This window comes from Streptomyces sp. ADI96-02 (genome assembly GCF_003846185.1).
Lineage (GTDB): Bacteria > Actinomycetota > Actinomycetes > Streptomycetales > Streptomycetaceae > Streptomyces.
The window spans coordinates 1712852-1729168 of the sequence record NZ_ML123034.1 but is presented as its reverse complement, the minus strand read 5'-3'; the positions used below and the strand labels follow the sequence as shown (position 1 = coordinate 1729168).

The following is a 16317-nucleotide window of genomic DNA, read 5'->3' as shown; positions in this document are numbered from 1 at the left end:
AGTTTTCGCACTTCCTGCCGAACAACACGAGCCACGCCACTTCACACATAAGGGTGGCAAAGCGTGCATTCTCCTGAGGGGGCGGGTCCGAATGTGCCTGCACGCGGAACGATTCACCGCCCGGCCGTCCGCCCTCACCCTGCGCCCGCCCTCCGTCCCGTTCTCCGGTCCGCCCTCCGGTCCGGCCGTCAGGGGCGGCGGGCCACGGCGTACAGGTAGCCTTTCCCCCGTGCCCCGTCTGTCTGAAGTCATCGCCGCCCTCGACGCTCTCTGGCCCCCCGAGCGGGCCGAGGGATGGGACGCGGTCGGCACGGTCTGCGGCGAACCCGACGCCGAGGTCGACCGGGTGCTGTTCGCCGTCGATCCGGTCCACGAGATCGTCGACGAGGCCCGCGAGCTCGGGGCCCAGCTGATCGTCGCCCACCACCCGCTCTATCTGCGCGGGACGACGACGGTCGCCGCCGACACCTTCAAGGGCCGGGTCGTGCACACCCTCATCCGGCACGGCATCGCCCTGCACGTCGCGCACACCAACGCCGACACCGCCGACCCCGGCGTCTCCGACGCCCTCGCCGGCGCCCTGGACCTGCGCGTCACCGGACCCCTCGTACCGGACCCAACCGACCCCGCCGGGCGACGCGGACTCGGCCGGATCTGCGAACTCGACCGCCCCGAGACACTGGCCGAGTTCGCCGCCCGCGCCGCCGCCCGGCTCCCCGCCACCGCGCAGGGCGTCCGGCTGGCCGGCGACCCCGGGGCGACGGTCCGCACGGTCGCCGTCAGCGGCGGTTCCGGCGACAGCCTCTTCGATGCCGTGCGCGCCGCGGGCGTCGACGCCTTCCTCACCGCCGACCTGCGCCACCACCCGGCGTCCGAGGCCGTGCGGCACTCGCCGCTCGGCCTGGTCGACGCCGCGCACTGGGCCACCGAGTGGCCCTGGTGCGAACAGGCGGCGGCCCAGCTCGACGCGCTTTCCGACCGCCACGGATGGGACCTGCGGGTCCACGTCTCGAAGCGGGTCACCGACCCCTGGACCACCCACCATTCCTCTGGAGCCCCCAACTGAACGCCGCGCCCGCCGACCAGATCCGACTCCTCGACGTCCAGGCCCTCGACGTACGCCTCGCCCAGCTCTCCCACAAGCGCACCTCGCTGCCGGAGCACGCCGAGATCGAGTCGCTGAGCAGCGACCTCGCCCAGCTGCGCGACCTGCTCGTCGCCTCCACCACCGAGGAGAGCGACACCACCCGCGAGCAGACCAAGGCCGAGCAGGACGTCGACCAGGTGCGCCAGCGCGCCGTCCGCGACCAGCAGCGCCTCGACTCCGGCGCGGTCTCCTCGCCCAAGGACCTGGAGAGCCTCCAGCGCGAGATCACCTCGCTCGCCAAGCGCCAGGGCGACCTGGAGGACGTCGTCCTCGAAATCATGGAGCGCCGCGAGGCCGCCCAGGAGCGGGTCGCCGAGCTGACCGGGCGGGTCTCCGCCGTCCAGGCCAAGGTCGACGACGCCACCGCCCGCCGGGACGCCGCCACCGCCGAACTCGACGCCGAGGCCGCCGCGGTGGCCAAGGACCGCCAGGTCGTCGCCGAGGTGATCCCCGCCGACCTGATGAAGCTGTACGACAAGCTCCGCGCCCAGCAGGGCGGCGTCGGCGCGGCCCGCCTCTACCAGCGCCGCTGCGAGGGCTGCCGACTGGAACTGAACATGGCCGAGGTCAACGACGTGAAGTCCGCGTCCCCGGAGACCGTCCTGCGCTGCGAGAACTGCCACCGCATCCTGGTGCGCACCTCGGAGTCGGGCCTGTAATGCCCGCCACCCGCCGGCTCGTCGTCGAGGCCGACGGCGGCTCCCGGGGCAACCCGGGGCCCGCCGGATACGGCGCCGCCGTGATCGACCCGGACACCGGCGAGACGCTCGCCGAGGCCGCCGAGTACATCGGCGTCGCGACGAACAACGTCGCCGAGTACCGGGGGCTGATCGCCGGACTCACGGCCGCGAAGGCGCTGTTCCCGGACGCGGAGGACTCCTTGGAGGTCCGCGTCCGGATGGACTCCAAGCTGGTGGTCGAGCAGATGTCGGGCCGCTGGCAGATCAAGCACCCCGACATGAAGCCGCTGGCCGCCCGCGCCGCCGAGATCCTGCCGCGGTCGGCGGTCACCTACGAGTGGATCCCGCGCGCGCGGAACCAGCACGCGGACCGGCTCGCCAACGAGGCGATGGACGCGGGCGTCAACGGCGGGCGGTGGGAGCCGTCCGCCTCGACGGCCGCACTGGACGCACCCGCCCGGAGCGCCGCGACCGCGCCGCCACTGGTCCAGGGCCCGCCCGGCGACGCGGTCGCCGGGGCGGCGAAGGCGCGCGCCGCGCTGGCCGCCGCGCGCACCGCGCGGACGTCCGGCCCGGTGCGGCCGGCGGCCGGGACTCCGCAGGTGGGCTGGGCATCCGCCCCCGACCTGGGCGAACCGGCCACCTTCATCCTGCTCCGGCACGGCGAGACGGCGCTCACGCCCGAGAAGCGGTTCTCCGGCAGCGGCGGCACCGACCCCGAACTCTCGGCCACCGGACGCGGGCAGGCCGAGCGGGCCGCGGCGCACTTCGCCGCCCTGGGCGCCGTCCAGGAGATCGTCTCCTCCCCGCTGCGGCGCTGCCGCGAGACGGCGGACGCCGTCGCCGGCCGCCTCGGTCTGGACGTCGCCGTCGAGGACGGCCTGCGCGAGACGGACTTCGGGGCCTGGGAGGGGCTGACCTTCGCCGAGACGCGGGAACGGTACGCCGACGACCTCACCGCCTGGCTGGCCTCGCCGGACACGGCCCCGACAGGCGGCGGCGAGAGCTTCACGGAGGTGGCCGAACGGGTCGCGGCGGCCCGGGACCGGCTGATCGCCCGCTACGCGGGGCGCACGGTGCTGGTCGTCACCCACGTGACGCCGATCAAGACCCTGGTCCGGCTCGCCCTGGAGGCTCCGGCGCAGGCGGTGTTCCGGATGGAGCTGTCGGCGGCCTCGATCTCGACGGTCGCCTACTACGGGGACGGCAACGCCTCCGTACGCCTGCTCAACGACACCTCGCACCTGCGTTAGGACCGGCGCCACGGGGAGCGCCCGCGGGGAACCGCCCCGGGGGAGGCGTCGCGGGAGACGCCCCCGGCGGCGGTGTCACCCGCGTGTCACCCGCGCAGCGCCGCGGCCTCCGCCGCCAGGCGGGCCACCCGGTCCCAGTCCTTCGCCTCGATCGCGTCGCCCGGCACCATCCAACTCCCGCCCACGCAGCCGACGTTCGGAAGCGCGAGGTAGGAGGGGGCCGAGGCGGGCGAGATGCCGCCGGTCGGGCAGAAGCGGGCCCGGGGGAGCGGGGCGGCCAGGGCCGTGAGATAGGCCGTGCCGCCCGCAGCCTCGGCCGGGAAGAACTTCATCTCGTGCACGCCGCGCTCCAGCAGGGCCACCACCTCGGACGCGGTCGAGACGCCGGGCAGGAACGGCACACCGGACGCCTTCATCGCGTCGAGCAGCACGTCCGTCCACCCCGGGCTGACCAGGAAGCGCGCCCCGGCGGCGACCGAGTCCCGCACCTGCTCCGGCGAGACCACGGTGCCAGCGCCGACGACCGCGCCGGGGACCTCCGCGGCCATGGCCCGGATGGACTCCAACGCGGCGGGAGTGCGCAGCGTGACCTCGATCGCCGGAAGACCGCCGGCGACCAGCGCCCGTGCCAGGGGCGCCGCGTCGGCCGCGTCGTGCAGGACGACGACGGGGACGACGGGCGCGAGATCCAGCACGGAGACGGGCGGTGCGGCGGCGGACGCGGCGGACGGCACGGAGGAGGTCATGGGGGCCATCCTGCCGCGCGCGCAGCGATATCTGCAACGAGCGTTGCGCACTGCACAACGCCACTCGGTGAACGCCATCCGATCCCAGTGGATCCCACTGGGATCTCAGTGGATCTCCGTCACCACCACGTCGAGCGACCACGACCGCCCGGCCCGCGCCGGAGCCTCGGCCTCGACCGCGTACCCGAGGTCCCGCAACGCCTCGACCAGCTCCGCCGGACCCGTCGGCCGCGCGCCCGCCACCAGCAGGTCGCGTACCAGCCGGCCCTTGGTCGCCTTGTTGAAGTGGCTCACCACGGACCGCTTCTCCACCCCGTCGACCATCCGCGCGTGGAGCACCCGCACGCTCGCGGTGCGCTCGGCCACCTCGCCCCCGGGCTTCCAGGCGGCGGCGTACGCCGCCGACCGCAGGTCCAGGACGAGCCCGCCGCCCGCCACCTCCGGCAGCACCTGCGCCATCGGGGCCCGCCAGTACGCGCCGAGCGCACCGAGGGCCGGCAGCTTCACGCCCATCGAGCAGCGGTAGGGCGGAATCCGGTCACCGACGCGGACCGCGCCCCACAGCCCGGAGAAGACCAGCAGCGACCTGCCCGCCCGCCGCCGCGCCTCCGCGTCCAACGAGCCCAGATCCAGGGCGTCGTACAGCACCCCCGTGTACAGCTCCCCGGCCGGCCGCGTCCCGGCGGTCCGCAGCTCGGCGTTCTTCGCGACCTCGCCCCGCAGCCCCACACTCAGCCCGAGGACATCACGGGCCTTCTCCTCGTCCGCCTGGCACAGCTCGACCAGCTCCTCCAGCACCGCCGCCCGGGCCTCGGCCAGCCCGGGCAACGACAGCGACTCCGGCTGCAACGGAGCGCCGCGCCCCGAGGCGGCCTTTCCTTCGGAGGGCGGCAACAGCACGAGCACTGCGGTTCTCCTTCGCACACGAGCCAAGGCCCCGGCCTGCGCACGGGGTCCCCGGCAAGGGTACGGCGACCACCCCGGCCACCCGGGCCGCCTCCGACCGGTACGGGGGCGCGGGCGGGGACGTACGCGGGCGCGGAGGCGGGGTCCGTATGGAGCAGTGGCCACGGTTCGGTGGCGAGCGCGCCGAGCCCTACGAGCCCGGTCACCGGGAACGGTCCGCGCCCGGCGCGGGCCCCGTCTCCTTCCCCGAGAGCGCGGCGACCACGGCACGCGGGTCGTCCGCGTGGAATCGCAGAGTCCGGGCCGTCCCGCGCTTCCCGAGTGGTCGCGTGAACTCCACCGGTCCGGTCAGCTCCACCGTGACCGTCGTCCGGCCACCCACCGCGAGGTCGAGCGTTCCGTCGTCTCCCAGCCGCATCATCCCGCCGTCCGGGAAGCGCTGCTCGACCCGGGCGGACGCCACGGCGGAGGCGGGCACCCGGAGGTCGAACAGGGCGCCGTACCGTACCCGCAGGGAACCGTCCGCACCGACGACATGCGGCCGTGTCACGCACCCCGCGTGGTGCGCGAGGACCAGCACCATGCCGTACACGTCCACCGCGAGCAGGACCGCGTCTACCGGCGGCCAGGGGATCACCAGAGCCAGAACCGCGGTCTCCACGGCGCAGACGAACAGCAGCACGTATACCGTCCCCGTCTGCGGTCCGGTATAGGCGACCGGTGACGCGCCCTCCGGGATGCGGTGGCGCCGCCGCAGCAGCCACAGCCCGAGGCTGTGCAGCGTCCGCAACTCGTTCACGACGAGTCGCCCCACGGCCACCGGCACCAGAGCGGACACCGTCTCGCGCCACGCCTCCCCGCGCTCCGTGCCCGCCCGGCGTCGGGCCGCGTACAGCCGCCCCAGCACCGAGACCTCCACCGCGAGCAGCGCCACGACCACGACCTGGGCCCCGACCAGGACCGCGCCGGGCATCCGCACCCCGGCCGCCCCGACGGCAACCAGCACCAGTTCAGCGGGCAGGGCCGCCCACACCGCGTACCGGCCCACCCGGACCCCCGTTCCGCCTGCGCCGACCGCCCCGGCGCTCACGGCGTCCGCCCGCGCGCCCGCTCCGTCAGTGCGGCCATCACCCCGCGCACCACTTCGCGCTGCGCGGGCGGATAGTCCTCCAGCAGAGCCGTTCCCACACCGGAAGCCCGCGGCTCTCCTTGAGGCAGGTACGCCAGCACCTCGTCCGGTACGGCGGCGGCGAGATCGGCCGCCAGCGGCGCGACGCGGGGATCGTCCACCGCCGCGCCTTCCAGTTCGTCCAGCCGCTCGTACAGGTCGAGGACACCTGGGTCCTCGACCAGGGGGTGCAGTGCCGCGAACACGTCACTCGCGTCACCGGCCGCGTCCAACAGCTCAAGGTGCCGGCGGTCCTTGGCCGCGGCCCTGGACGTGGTGGCGGGCGAGCGGTCCAGGAGCGCGGCGAGCGCGGGGGAGAACGGCCCGCCCGGGGTGAGCGGGCCGGCCAGGAGAGCCGACAGCACTCGTCGCCGTTCGCGGATCGCGTCCTCCTGCCGGGCGAGATCCGCGTCCAACTCGGCCAGCACTTCTGAGAGTTCCCGCCCGGCGTCGTCCGCCAGCGCGTCCCGCACCTCGTCGAGGGAGAGGCCCAGTTCGGTGAGCCGTCGGATCCGGGCGAGGAGGACGGCGTCGCGGACGCCGTATACGCGGTAGCCGTTGGACCGCCGCGCGGGCTCCGGTAGCAGGCCGACGTGGTGGTAGTGCCGGACGGCCCTTGAGGTCACTCCGACGAGTCCGGCGATCTCTCCGATACGCATACGGGCCAGTAGAAACCCTGACGCCGCGACAAGGTCAAGCCCTTGCCACCGGGACCGGCTAGGATGGCGGGCACGGCAGACGAGCCGGGCGGACGGCCGCGTGGGGATCTCCGATCCTCCCGAGGAACGTCCGGGCTCCACAGAGCAGGGTGGTGGCTAACGGCCACCCGGGGTGACCCGCGGGACAGTGCCACAGAAAGCAGACCGCCCGGGACCTCGGTCCCGGGTAAGGGTGAAACGGTGGTGTAAGAGACCACCAGCGCCTGAGGCGACTCAGGCGGCTAGGTAAACCCCACCCGGAGCAAGGTCAAGAGGGGTCGTCCCAGGACGGCCCTGCGCGAACGTCCGAGGGCTGCTCGCCCGAGTTCGCGGGTAGACCGCACGAGGCCGGCAGCAATGCCGGCCCTAGATGGATGGCCGTCTCCCCGGCCGCCGCGAGGCGACCGGGTGACAGAACCCGGCGTACAGCCCGACTCGTCTGCCGCCACCCGTGGCTCCGCCTCAGAATGGATCACCGGCGCATCATGGTCGCCGCCGCGTGCGAGGTCGTTCACCGCCCGCCGCTCCCTGAAGTTCCGGTCGACGGCGCCGTGGGGCGCCTTGCTCCGGTGGCCGTCGCGAAGAGCATGGACAGGACCGAGACGCCGGCCAGCAGAAGGAAGAGACGAGGGTAGCCGCCCAGCAGCGGGGCCAGCGCCGCGGTGATGAAGGGTGTCAGGGCACTGGTGACGGTGACGGGAGCGGCCAGGAGTGCCGAGAGGCGGCCGTAGGCGGCGATGCCCCAGCGGTCGGAGACGGCGGTGGCTTGCAGCAGTGTGAGGTTGCCGCGGACGATGCCGGCGAACGCCGCCAGCACGAGGAGCAGCCAGATCGGTCCGCGTACGAGACCCAGCAGGGCCGTGCTGACGCCGCCGGCCCCGATGAGCAGACAGGTGCGGGTGGCGACAGTCGTCCGGCGGGCGACTGCGGCGTAACAGGCGCGCCCGACCGCTTGGCCCACACCGCACAACCCCAGCGCCCAGGCGGCCGTCGTGACACTGGCGCCGCGTTCGATCATCAGCGGCACCATCGCGATGAGGACGGCCCAGATGGTGAACCCGGAGAGCGTCATGGCACACGTCAGGAGGACGAAGGGACGGGAACGGGCGATGTGCTCCTCGGGCTTGCGGGCCGTCGAATCGGTGCTCTCGGGCAGCGGCGGCCAAGGGGCGCGCAGAGCCAGAGCGTGCGCGGGGATGGTGATGAGAGCGAGCACCAGGGCGAGGACGACGTAGGTGCCACGCCAGCCGAGGGGGCCGACGAGCAGGGCGGTGAGCGGTGAGAAGACCGTGGACGCCAATCCGCCGGTGAGCGTCACGGCCGTCAGCGCTTTGACCCGGCTCTCCCCCCACCACCGCGTCACGGCGGCGAACGCGGGTTGATAGAAGGTCGCGGCCATCGCGGTGCCCGCGGCGAACCAGGCCGCGACGAAGAGGGGCAGCGTGGGCGCGGCGGCCACCGCGAGAAGTGACAGGGAGGCCAGTACGGATCCGCCCGTCATGACGGCGCGGGGCCCGTTGCGGTCGAGGACCCGGCCGAGGGGGATGCCCACCGCCGCGGACGTGAGAAGTGCTGCTGAGAAGGCCGCGGTGGTGACGGTGGCGGACCATCCGGTCTCTGCGGTGATGGCTGACCGCAGGTTGGGAAAGGCGTAGTAGAGAACGCCCCAGCTGGTGATCTGGGTGGCGCACAGGGCGGGTAACACAGCACGTGGAACGGATGGAATCGCGGGTTTCGCGCTCTCCGCCTCGATCGGCTGACGGCGCGCGCGGGCCTCAGGCATCGGACCTCGTCGAATCGGCTGGGGCAGGTGCTCGGGCGGGTGCGGGGCGGCTCACGGGTGCTGCTCCAGGAAGTCTCGAACGCGGGCTCCGGCGATGTCGCGGAACTCGTCGAAGTAGGCGTGTCTGGCTCCCGGGAGGAGGTGCAGGACGGCGCGGGGAATGCGTTCGCGCAGAAGCCGCGCGTTGGCCACCGGATTGAGCCGGTCGGCGTCACCGTGCAGGACGAGGGTGGGCGCGCCGATGCTCGGCAGCACGTGCCACGCGTCGTGCTGGTCGCCGGCCAGTCGGTGTCGCCGCCGTGCGTGAGCGGGCATCGTGGCGTCACCGAGGACGTGGTACGGCCCGGGGTGGCTTCCCAGCCACCCCGGCGTGTACATCAGGTCCAGAAGCGCTTGCCGGGCGGCGGTCGGGCAGGGCTGGGACAGCGCACGACGCACCTCCGCGTCCCGCTCGACGGAGTGGGCGCCGCCGGGCGAGGTGCAACCGAGGACGAGGGCACGGACCCGGTCCGGGTTGCGGACGGCGAGCCACTGCGCGACCCGTCCGCCCATGGACGTGCCGTAGACGTCCGCCCGGTCCACATCCAGCGCGTCGAGCACCGCGACGGCGTCCCGGGCGAACAACTCGGTGCTGTACGCCTCGTCGGGCCGGTCGCTCGACCCGGTGCCTCGATAGTCGAGGGTGATGGTGCGGCGCGCTGTGTGGAAGTCCTCGCGGACGCCGTCCCACCAGTGGTGGCTGTTGGCCTGGCCGGACAGGAGGAGAAGGGGAGGACCGCTGCCCTGTGACTGATACGCGATACGGGCCCCGTCTTCGGCCACGGCGTACGGCACCCGTGAAGGTCCTCTCGCTCGAACTCGATGAACGCCCTCGGGACACCCGGGGCCGCCGCGATCACGGGCCCGGCGTCCGTCATCGAGCCGCATCCCCCCGTCATGGTGCGAGGCGGCTCCGCGGGCAGACTAGTCGGCTTTCGTCTCGTGCGAGAAGTATCCGGTCGAGGACTTCTTCGCGTCGAGGTGCGACCCCTCCTGGATCTGGTAGAGGGAGTTGAACTCGGCGGCAGCCAGGGGCAACTGCCATACGCCTTCCTCGCAACGCGCGGTCGTGGCTTGCCTGCCCCGCACCAGCTTGGCCGTGGGTTCGTTGTGCGCTGCGTGCGGGCCGTAGTAGATGGGCAGGGCGTCGGCACTGCGGAATGCGGGGATGAACACGCGGCGGTAGCGGTCCGACGTGTTCTTCTCCGAGGCGTGGGCCGCGAGGGGATGCAGGAAGACCACGGTGCCGGCGGGTCCGGGGCAGTCGACCACGGTGGATTCGTCGACACCGACGTCGGCCAGCGAGGTGATCTTCCCCCCGAAATGCTCGTCGACGTGGTGACTCAGGATGCCCTGCCGGTGCGAGCCGGCCGCCACCTTCAGGCAGGAGTTCTCCGGAGTCGCATCGTCGAGGTAGATCAGGCAGGCCAGCAGATCCGTGTTGGTGTGCGGATAGTAGGCGAAGTCCTGATGCCACTCGACCACGCTCCCCACCTTCGGGGGCTTGACGTTCAGCTTGGAGTACTGGAGGACGATGTCAGGTCCTATTAGTTGAGCCGCGGCGTCGAGCAGGATCTCATCCTCGGCAATTTCCACGAAGACCTTGTCGCGGCTGGTCGGGGCCCAGATCCGGCGGGCCATCATCTCGTCACCCGGTTCCAGTTCCGCGACGTCGGTGATGTCGGGGGAAGAAAGCAAGCCGTCGATGACGTTCCGCGCCCTTTCCACGAGCTGGTCGCCGATGATGCCTTCCGCGACGCAGAACCCGTTGTTCCGGTAGAACTCCACCTGCTGGTCGGTGAGTACCTGACTCATGGATGCGTGCCCCAATCTGAAAGATCTGGAAACTGCGGCCTCGCCAAGGCATTCGGTACGAGCCGGCAAGGGGGCCGGGTTTCCTGCCCGCCCGGCGCATCGAATGGTCGTCACCATCGCACTTCCGCCTGACTCCGCACAAGCGTAGGGGCATGCAGAACAGAGGCACTTTGGGAACTGCCGCCCGTTCTGCCGCTTCGAACATTCTTCCGCCCGTCCCTGCCGGTCGACCTCCCTCCTCTCGACTAATCTTCTCGACGACATGTCTCCGGATGCGCCGGCAGGCCAAGGGCTGTCCCGCGATTCCAGGCGGGCGTCGCGAGGAATCGCGGGACAGCCCTGATGTTCTGCCTCGGGGCAGTCCGGGGATTCCGGCGTTTCATCACGCCGGTACACGGTCCGAGTGCCGCCCATTCCGTCCCATGGGGTTTCCATGAAAATCTCGTCGACAGAGACACCCTCCAACACGGTCCCAGGCGTTGTCGAGTTACTCGACTGCACGCTCAGGGACGGCAGCTACTCCGTCGATTTCCAGTTCACCGAGCAGACCATCCGGCGCGTCCTGGTCGGCCTGGAGCGGTCGGGCATACGCCTGATCGAGCTGGGACACGGTCTGGGGCTCAACGCGGCCGACGCCTTGGGCAAGCCGACACTGGTCCCGGACGAGCGGAGCTTCGAGCTCGCCTCCGAAACCCTCCGTGAGGCGAGCTGGGGGATGTTCTGTATCCCCGGTATCGCGAAACTGACCGACCTGAAACAGGCCATCGCGGGCGGAATGCGCTTCGTGCGCGTGGGCGTGGACATCACGGACACCGCTCCGGCCGAGGAATTCGTCGGGTTGGCGCGCGAGCACGGCTTGCAGACCTTCATCAACCTGATGAAGACGAACGTGCTGGACACGGCAGGTGTCATATCCGCGGTCCGCGACTGTGCGCGGTACGGCGCGGAGAGCGTCTATCTGGTCGACTCGGTCGGCGGCTTCCTGCCGACCGAGGTGACGGAGTTGTTCCAGCACGTGGGCGAAGCGGTCCCCGTGCCGCTCGGATTCCACGGCCACGACAACCTGGGGCTGGCCAATGCCAATGCCCTCGCCGCGGTGGAGGGCGGCGCTCGCTATGTCGACACCACACTCGACGGAATCGGCAGAGGGGCCGGCAACACGATCACCGAGGCGTTCGCCGCGATCCTGGAGGGGCGCGTCGGAGACGCGACGCCCTACGACTACCAGGAGCTGGCCCGACTGAGCGAGACCGTGGTGCGTCCTCTCCCGCGACTCCACGACGACCGCATCTACCAGGTGGTCGGCGGGCTGACGCAGATGCACTCCAGCTTCTTCCCGCTGATCACGAAGTGCGCAAAGGCCAAAGGCGTCGACGTGTTCAAGCTGATGGCTGCTGTGGCGGAAAGCGAAAGAGTACGCCCCAGCGAGGATCTGGTCAGGGAGATCGCAGGCAGCCTCGCAGCACATCGATTCTGAGGCCCTCCCGCAGTCCCTGGTCGGGCGCGCGACGACAACTACCGCACCTCGCCGCGTTGTCGGAACGTCCGCATACATCCAGTGTGCGGACGCCCCTCCGCCTTGCGACGCACCGCATCCGACGCCGCACGCCGATCCGCTCAGTCGGCCACCCGGGTCGGTATCGGAATCGCGACTGCCCACCGCTGCCTGCGTGAGGCCGCCGAGGCCCTGGCCGGCCGAGCCGTACGGACGGCCGCTCCTGGTGTCGCGGGCGCGCGGGCTCCCGCTGAGCTACCGGGCGTCGCGCCGCCGACGCGCGCGCTCGAACTCGGCGGCATCCGACATCCAGGGACCGTGCTCTTCGAGTGCGGCGCAGCCGCCGCGGACGAAGGCGCTCACCAGGTTCCGGTATCCGCCGATCCCGTCGACCAGGCTGTACTCGACCCGGTACTCCGGATCCGAACTGCCGTCGCCCTCGCGCAGCGTCGTGATCCGGGCGATGGAGTCTGCGTAGAAGTGGAGCTGGATCCCCTCGCCCATCTCCTCGTCCTCGATGGTGAACACTTCGTTGTCCGCGGCAGAGCGATCGCCGACGAACTCCCAGAACTCCGCGGCGGCAGTGCGGGGGCTGTCCCGTAGCCATTTCCTCTCGACGCCCTTGTCGTCGGTGAACGACAGGACCGTCTTCCTCGCACTCCCGCCGGAGTCGGCACGGTGGGCGGCGGCGTCCTCGTCATCCTCCACGGGGGTGTTCCTGGAGCGGTCCGCGGCCTCCGAGCACATCAGGACGCCCACGGTACGCACCGCGTCATCGACGAGCTGAGGGTGTGCACGGCGCACGGCCGCTTCGACCGTCGTCTCCATCCGATCCCAGTCGCGCCTGTCCGTGGCGCGGTTTCCCCGTCGCGGATCGCGGCCGATCCGCATTCCGGCGCACGCCTGCTCAGCGGTGGCGACCACCCGTATGACGTCGGGCAGCAGCGCGGGGTCGACGGCATCGGGCATCCGCCTCGGAACCGTCGCGCCGTGCAGGTACTGGCCCGTGTACCTCAGAATCGCGGCGTCAAGTGGGCCGAGTACTGCTCCGCGCTCGGCGCGACGGCGGTCCGCGTGGTACTCCTGAGCCCGTTTCCCGTTCGACGCCTCTGTCGCCGCGCGCATCGCCGCGCACACCTGACCGCGCTCCAGCAGACCGATGTCGGCCCCGTGGGCGATGAGCCGGCTCCTGTCCCACCGGATGCGCCGGAAGAGCGCGTCGACATCCGCGGGCGCGGCGAGGAGGATCGGGTCCAGGAGCGCGACGGCGGCGTCCTCGTCGAGCCGGCCCCGGGTTCCGGCGGCGTCGCACAGCGGGAGGGCCGCACTCCACAGCAGCAGGTGTCTGGCCAGTTCCTCCCGGATCACCGCGAGATGGGCCTCGCTGATCGAGAACGTGAAGGTGCGAGGAGCGTGGTTGGCGTCGGCCCCGGCACCGAGCATCAGCCTCAGCTCGCCGTCCTCGCGGATCACGTTCGGGATCCAGCCGCTCTCGCGCGTGAAAACGATGTCTCTCATGGACTCAGTCTTCCCCGGAACGCCACCGGTCGGCATCACGGCGATGACCTGTGGTCGGCACGCCCCGCTCGTCCCGGCCCACCGGGCCGTTCGCGCCCACCGACTCGACTGCGGAGATTCCCCGTGATGGGCCCCGGAGAAACCCGGGGACCCATCACCCTTCTACCAACGGTCTGTCGACGGGCCGGGCCGGGCCGAGGCCCTCTCCGTGTCGCTTGATGCTTCAGCCGGCAGGGTTGGTCGAGTGGCGCACCCGGTTACGGAGCCGGCCCACCCCCGTCACGTCCGCCTCGACCGTGTCGCCGTCCTGGATGACCCCGGCACCGGGAGTTCCCGTGGCGATGATGGTTCCCGCTTCCAGGACCATGCCACCGGAGAAGTGGCTGACCTGCCAGTATGGGTTCCGCAGCATCGCGGATACCTGGTTGGTGGCGATGGTCCGGCCGTTGACGATGGTGGAGATGCGCACCGAGGCCAGGTCCTTCACCTCGTCGGGGGTGACGATCCACGGTCCGATACTGCAGAAGGTGTCGAACGCCTTGGCCCACGGTATGTAGCGCGGGTTGACGCGGATGGCGTCCTCGGCCGTCATGTCGAGCACCGTGGTGAAGCCGAAGACGACTGAGCCGGCCTCGGCCTCCGGGACATCCCGGCAGGTGGTGCCCACCACCACCCCGAGTTCGGCCTCGGCGGTCACCCGTTGGGACTGGCCCGGCAGGAGAATCTCGTCCCCGTCCCCGATCACCGTGCTGTTGGGCCTCAGATACGAGCCGGGGACGTCCGGCGGTTGGACCGCTTCCAGGTCGTCCGCGTGCCGACGGTAGTTGAGTCCCACCCCCCACAGCTTCGGAGGATTCCGGTAGAGGGGCAAGAAGTTCGGGTGGTCGTCTCGGACCGCGGTGGCCAGTACGTCGGGGTTGGCCAGAGCGGATTCCAGCCGATCGCGCTGCCCCTCGGTGACGATCTCGAAGAGGGTCGGGCCGAACTCGTTGCCCGTCACCTTGTTGATCGAGCTGAGCAGGACGATTCCGCCGGCCGTTTCGAAGCCTACGTCTTCACCGCTGTCGGACCGAAGGCTGCACAGTTTCATATTCTTTCCTCAACGTCGAAAGGGACGGAACAGGACAGGAACAGGGCCAGGAGTCGTCATGGCGCCCAGGCTCACCGCGCCCAACAGGATTCCGACCAGGGGGAGGTCGAGCCCGTAGTACGCGCGGAGCTGCGGGACCACCGACGGCAGGCCCAGGAACACGGCCGCGTTGGCTCCCTGGGCCCGGATCCCAGCGCCAGGACCCACCATCGGTCATGGGCGTGCGTCCGATCGGGCCGCGGACGGCCCGGGGACGTCATGCGGCCCTCTGAGCGCCCTGCCCGAAGATGCATCTGGCGGTGTTGAGCACGTGGAAGCGCGGTTGCTCCGCGTTCTCCGTCCGGCGCACGAGTCCGAGCATCAGCAAGGTGCACATATCCGATGCGAGTTGCGTTTCGGGAATTCCCGTCGTCCCGACGACATCGGGTATCGACCAGGGCGTGGAGCGTTCGGCCATGGCGAAGAGCACACGCTGCTGCTGTGCGGTGAGGGAGCGTTCGGCGGCGCGGAGGGAGGCGACGATGTCGGGGCAGCGGGTCTCGTTCGGACTCCTCCGCGGTTCCAGCGCCAGCGGTTCAACGGCGAGGCGGTCCGCCAGCTGGTGCGGTGAATACACCATGCCGCCCAGGGCGCTGAACTCCAGAGCCCCCGGAATTCCGTCCAACGCAAGGCAGATGGAAGCTATCGCCGAGGCGTTCTCACTGGTCAGTTCGAAGGACGGATTCAACTGCCGCATCCGGGTCAGTAGCAGTTGTGCGGCTGCTGATTTCTCGATCGCCGATAACGCGTCGGACTGGTCGATGTCGGGTGGAGGCAGAGGTGCGAGCGGGAAGAGCGATCCGGATCGGGTGCCCGCGGTGTCCCGAGTGGTGACCACCACACGGAGCTGTGCGTGTTCCACGAGGAGTTCGGCGATGACCTCCTCCGCGCGACGTGCGTGTCGGACACCGTCGAGCACGAGGAGCGGGCGACGGCGTCCGGTCCGGTCCGCCGTCCCGAGGCTGTCCCGCAGGGATTTCCTCAGGGATTCCCTCACGCGATGCGGCAGTGCCGGCTGATCGCCAGGGAGTCCGCATCCCTCAGGCAATTCGTCGTAACGCACCCAGTGAACCGGCACGGACTCGCACGCGTGGACCCTCCGTGCCAGCTCCAGGGCCAGTCGCGTCTTGCCGACCCCCGCGATGCCCGCGACAGTGATCAGCCTTCGCTGCGCGACGCCCAGCAGCCGCATCAGCGCGCCGAGTTCGTGATCCCGTCCGATGAGGACGCCGTCGGGCACCGGCGGGAGAGCGGAGTTCCGTGGGCCTGAGGCCCTGGGGGGCCGGGGTCCCGGTCCGCGCCGGCCGCTCAGCTCCGGTAGACGTCTGAGCTGGTCGGGATCGACGCGCAAGGCGGCGGCGAGCAACTGGATCGTGCCGTGGCGAGGGGTCAGCACCCGCCCGTTCTCCAGATCCCGGAGCGCACGGACACTGAGCGTGCTCAGATCAGCCAGCTGCGTCTGGGACAACCTCGCGCGAAGACGCAGAGACCGTAGCGACGCTGCTCCCTCGTCAGCGGCATCCTCTGCCATTGACGAGGCTTTACCCGTGCTCATTGATCCACCCTTCTGCCGTGTGCCGTGGAGGGGGCCTTGAGGGGATTGAGTGCGGTTCGAACACCTTTTGGCGCGGAGGAACGGAGCTGCCCGGTGCCCGATGATGGAGACAGTGGGGGAAGCGGACCGGACGTCACATATTCTTCGAGACGGCGCCCAGCTCTTGTTAGGGTCTTCGGAATTCTCTTGTCGGTCGCACAGGGTCGACTCGAAATGCGCGATGCGTCATGAGGCATTGCGGGCCGGGGCTTACTTTCCCATATAAGAGTCCGCAACAAGGCATGCCGAATCGCCCTCTACTGGATGCGATGAAAAAGGTGAGTGGATTATGAAGTCAAGACTAGCATTGCAATCGGTCAAGCTCCAGTAAAAATAGTAGGCTAGT

General features: G+C 70.7%; 14 protein-coding genes and 1 other RNA gene. 5 read left to right on the top strand and 10 right to left on the bottom strand.

Annotated elements, in window-relative coordinates; genetic code table 11:
* The first annotated feature begins 229 nt into the window (after window positions 1-229).
* From EES43_RS07575 to EES43_RS07565, 3 genes are read left to right on the top strand one after another with little or no spacing between them, the layout of a single operon-like run.
* Window positions 230-1066 carry a Nif3-like dinuclear metal center hexameric protein gene (locus tag EES43_RS07575; RefSeq protein ID WP_124268007.1) on the top strand — a complete coding sequence of 279 codons (837 nt, stop codon included), beginning with the start codon at window positions 230-232 and terminating at the stop codon, window positions 1064-1066.
* Entirely contained in the window at window positions 1063-1806 is a 744-nt protein-coding gene (locus EES43_RS07570; RefSeq protein WP_206430170.1) for a zinc ribbon domain-containing protein, read from the top strand. The genes EES43_RS07575 and EES43_RS07570 overlap by 4 nt, the downstream gene beginning before the upstream one ends.
* Window positions 1806-3080 carry a bifunctional RNase H/acid phosphatase gene (locus EES43_RS07565; protein WP_124268005.1) on the top strand — a complete coding sequence of 425 codons (1275 nt, stop codon included), beginning with the start codon at window positions 1806-1808 and terminating at the stop codon, window positions 3078-3080. The genes EES43_RS07570 and EES43_RS07565 overlap by 1 nt, the downstream gene beginning before the upstream one ends.
* A gap of 86 nt (window positions 3081-3166) precedes the next feature.
* Here EES43_RS07565 and eda read toward each other — a convergent pair whose 3' ends face one another.
* The 4 genes from eda to EES43_RS07545 form a co-directional block, all read right to left on the bottom strand.
* Window positions 3167-3826 carry a bifunctional 4-hydroxy-2-oxoglutarate aldolase/2-dehydro-3-deoxy-phosphogluconate aldolase gene (gene eda / locus EES43_RS07560; RefSeq protein WP_124268004.1) on the bottom strand — a complete coding sequence of 220 codons (660 nt, stop codon included), beginning with the start codon at window positions 3824-3826 and terminating at the stop codon, window positions 3167-3169.
* A 105-nt stretch (window positions 3827-3931) separates the two neighbouring features.
* Window positions 3932-4732, bottom strand: coding sequence for a peroxide stress protein YaaA (yaaA, locus tag EES43_RS07555; RefSeq protein WP_124268003.1), 801 nt, complete (start codon window positions 4730-4732; stop codon window positions 3932-3934).
* Between the two features lie 202 nt (window positions 4733-4934).
* A complete protein-coding gene (locus tag EES43_RS07550) occupies window positions 4935-5822 on the bottom strand; it encodes a hypothetical protein (RefSeq protein ID WP_241192346.1) in 888 nt (295 codons plus the stop codon).
* Entirely contained in the window at window positions 5819-6559 is a 741-nt protein-coding gene (locus tag EES43_RS07545; protein WP_124268002.1) for a MerR family transcriptional regulator, read from the bottom strand. The genes EES43_RS07550 and EES43_RS07545 overlap by 4 nt, the downstream gene beginning before the upstream one ends.
* Window positions 6560-6639: 80 nt before the next feature.
* Here EES43_RS07545 and rnpB point away from each other — a divergent pair.
* An RNA gene (gene rnpB / locus EES43_RS07540) (RNase P RNA component class A) lies at window positions 6640-7040 on the top strand.
* Between the two features lie 69 nt (window positions 7041-7109).
* On the opposite strand, the gene EES43_RS07535 is transcribed toward rnpB, so the two are convergent.
* From EES43_RS07535 to EES43_RS07525, 3 genes are all read right to left on the bottom strand, one after another.
* Window positions 7110-8303 (bottom strand): MFS transporter, encoded by a 1194-nt coding sequence (locus EES43_RS07535; RefSeq protein ID WP_241192345.1) that lies wholly within the window; start codon window positions 8301-8303, stop codon window positions 7110-7112.
* A gap of 129 nt (window positions 8304-8432) precedes the next feature.
* Window positions 8433-9215, bottom strand: a complete 783-nt coding sequence (locus EES43_RS07530; RefSeq protein ID WP_241192344.1) for an alpha/beta fold hydrolase — start codon at window positions 9213-9215, stop codon at window positions 8433-8435.
* Window positions 9216-9344: 129 nt separating this feature from the next.
* Window positions 9345-10235, bottom strand: coding sequence for a phytanoyl-CoA dioxygenase family protein (locus EES43_RS07525; protein ID WP_124267999.1), 891 nt, complete (start codon window positions 10233-10235; stop codon window positions 9345-9347).
* Window positions 10236-10668: 433 nt separating this feature from the next.
* On the opposite strand from EES43_RS07525, the gene EES43_RS07520 reads away from it, so the two are divergent.
* Complete coding sequence (locus EES43_RS07520; protein ID WP_124267998.1) at window positions 10669-11712, top strand: beta/alpha barrel domain-containing protein; 1044 nt, start codon at window positions 10669-10671, stop codon at window positions 11710-11712.
* Between the two features lie 273 nt (window positions 11713-11985).
* Here EES43_RS07520 and EES43_RS07515 read toward each other — a convergent pair whose 3' ends face one another.
* The 3 genes from EES43_RS07515 to EES43_RS07505 all read right to left on the bottom strand — a co-directional run bounded on the left by EES43_RS07515 (window position 11986) and on the right by EES43_RS07505 (window position 15617).
* On the bottom strand, window positions 11986-13248 hold the full coding sequence (locus EES43_RS07515; protein ID WP_124267997.1) for a DUF6357 family protein: 1263 nt from the start codon (window positions 13246-13248) through the stop codon (window positions 11986-11988).
* 223 nt (window positions 13249-13471) lie between these two features.
* The gene (locus EES43_RS07510; RefSeq protein WP_124267996.1) at window positions 13472-14338 is read right to left on the bottom strand and encodes a fumarylacetoacetate hydrolase family protein; all 867 of its coding nucleotides are present in this window, start codon (window positions 14336-14338) and stop codon (window positions 13472-13474) included.
* 256 nt (window positions 14339-14594) lie between these two features.
* Window positions 14595-15617, bottom strand: a complete 1023-nt coding sequence (locus EES43_RS07505; protein ID WP_241192343.1) for a hypothetical protein — start codon at window positions 15615-15617, stop codon at window positions 14595-14597.
* Window positions 15618-16317: the final 700 nt, after the last annotated feature.

Coding starts and splice junctions, on each gene's coding strand:
- EES43_RS07565 (WP_124268005.1), top strand. CDS start 1,806: ATGCCCGCCACCCGCCGGCTCGTCGTCGAGGCCGACGGCGGCTCCCGG.
- eda (WP_124268004.1), bottom strand. CDS start 3,826: ATGACCTCCTCCGTGCCGTCCGCCGCGTCCGCCGCCGCACCGCCCGTC.
- EES43_RS07545 (WP_124268002.1), bottom strand. CDS start 6,559: ATGCGTATCGGAGAGATCGCCGGACTCGTCGGAGTGACCTCAAGGGCC.
- EES43_RS07525 (WP_124267999.1), bottom strand. CDS start 10,235: ATGAGTCAGGTACTCACCGACCAGCAGGTGGAGTTCTACCGGAACAAC.
- EES43_RS07520 (WP_124267998.1), top strand. CDS start 10,669: ATGAAAATCTCGTCGACAGAGACACCCTCCAACACGGTCCCAGGCGTT.
- EES43_RS07515 (WP_124267997.1), bottom strand. CDS start 13,248: ATGAGAGACATCGTTTTCACGCGCGAGAGCGGCTGGATCCCGAACGTG.
- EES43_RS07510 (WP_124267996.1), bottom strand. CDS start 14,338: ATGAAACTGTGCAGCCTTCGGTCCGACAGCGGTGAAGACGTAGGCTTC.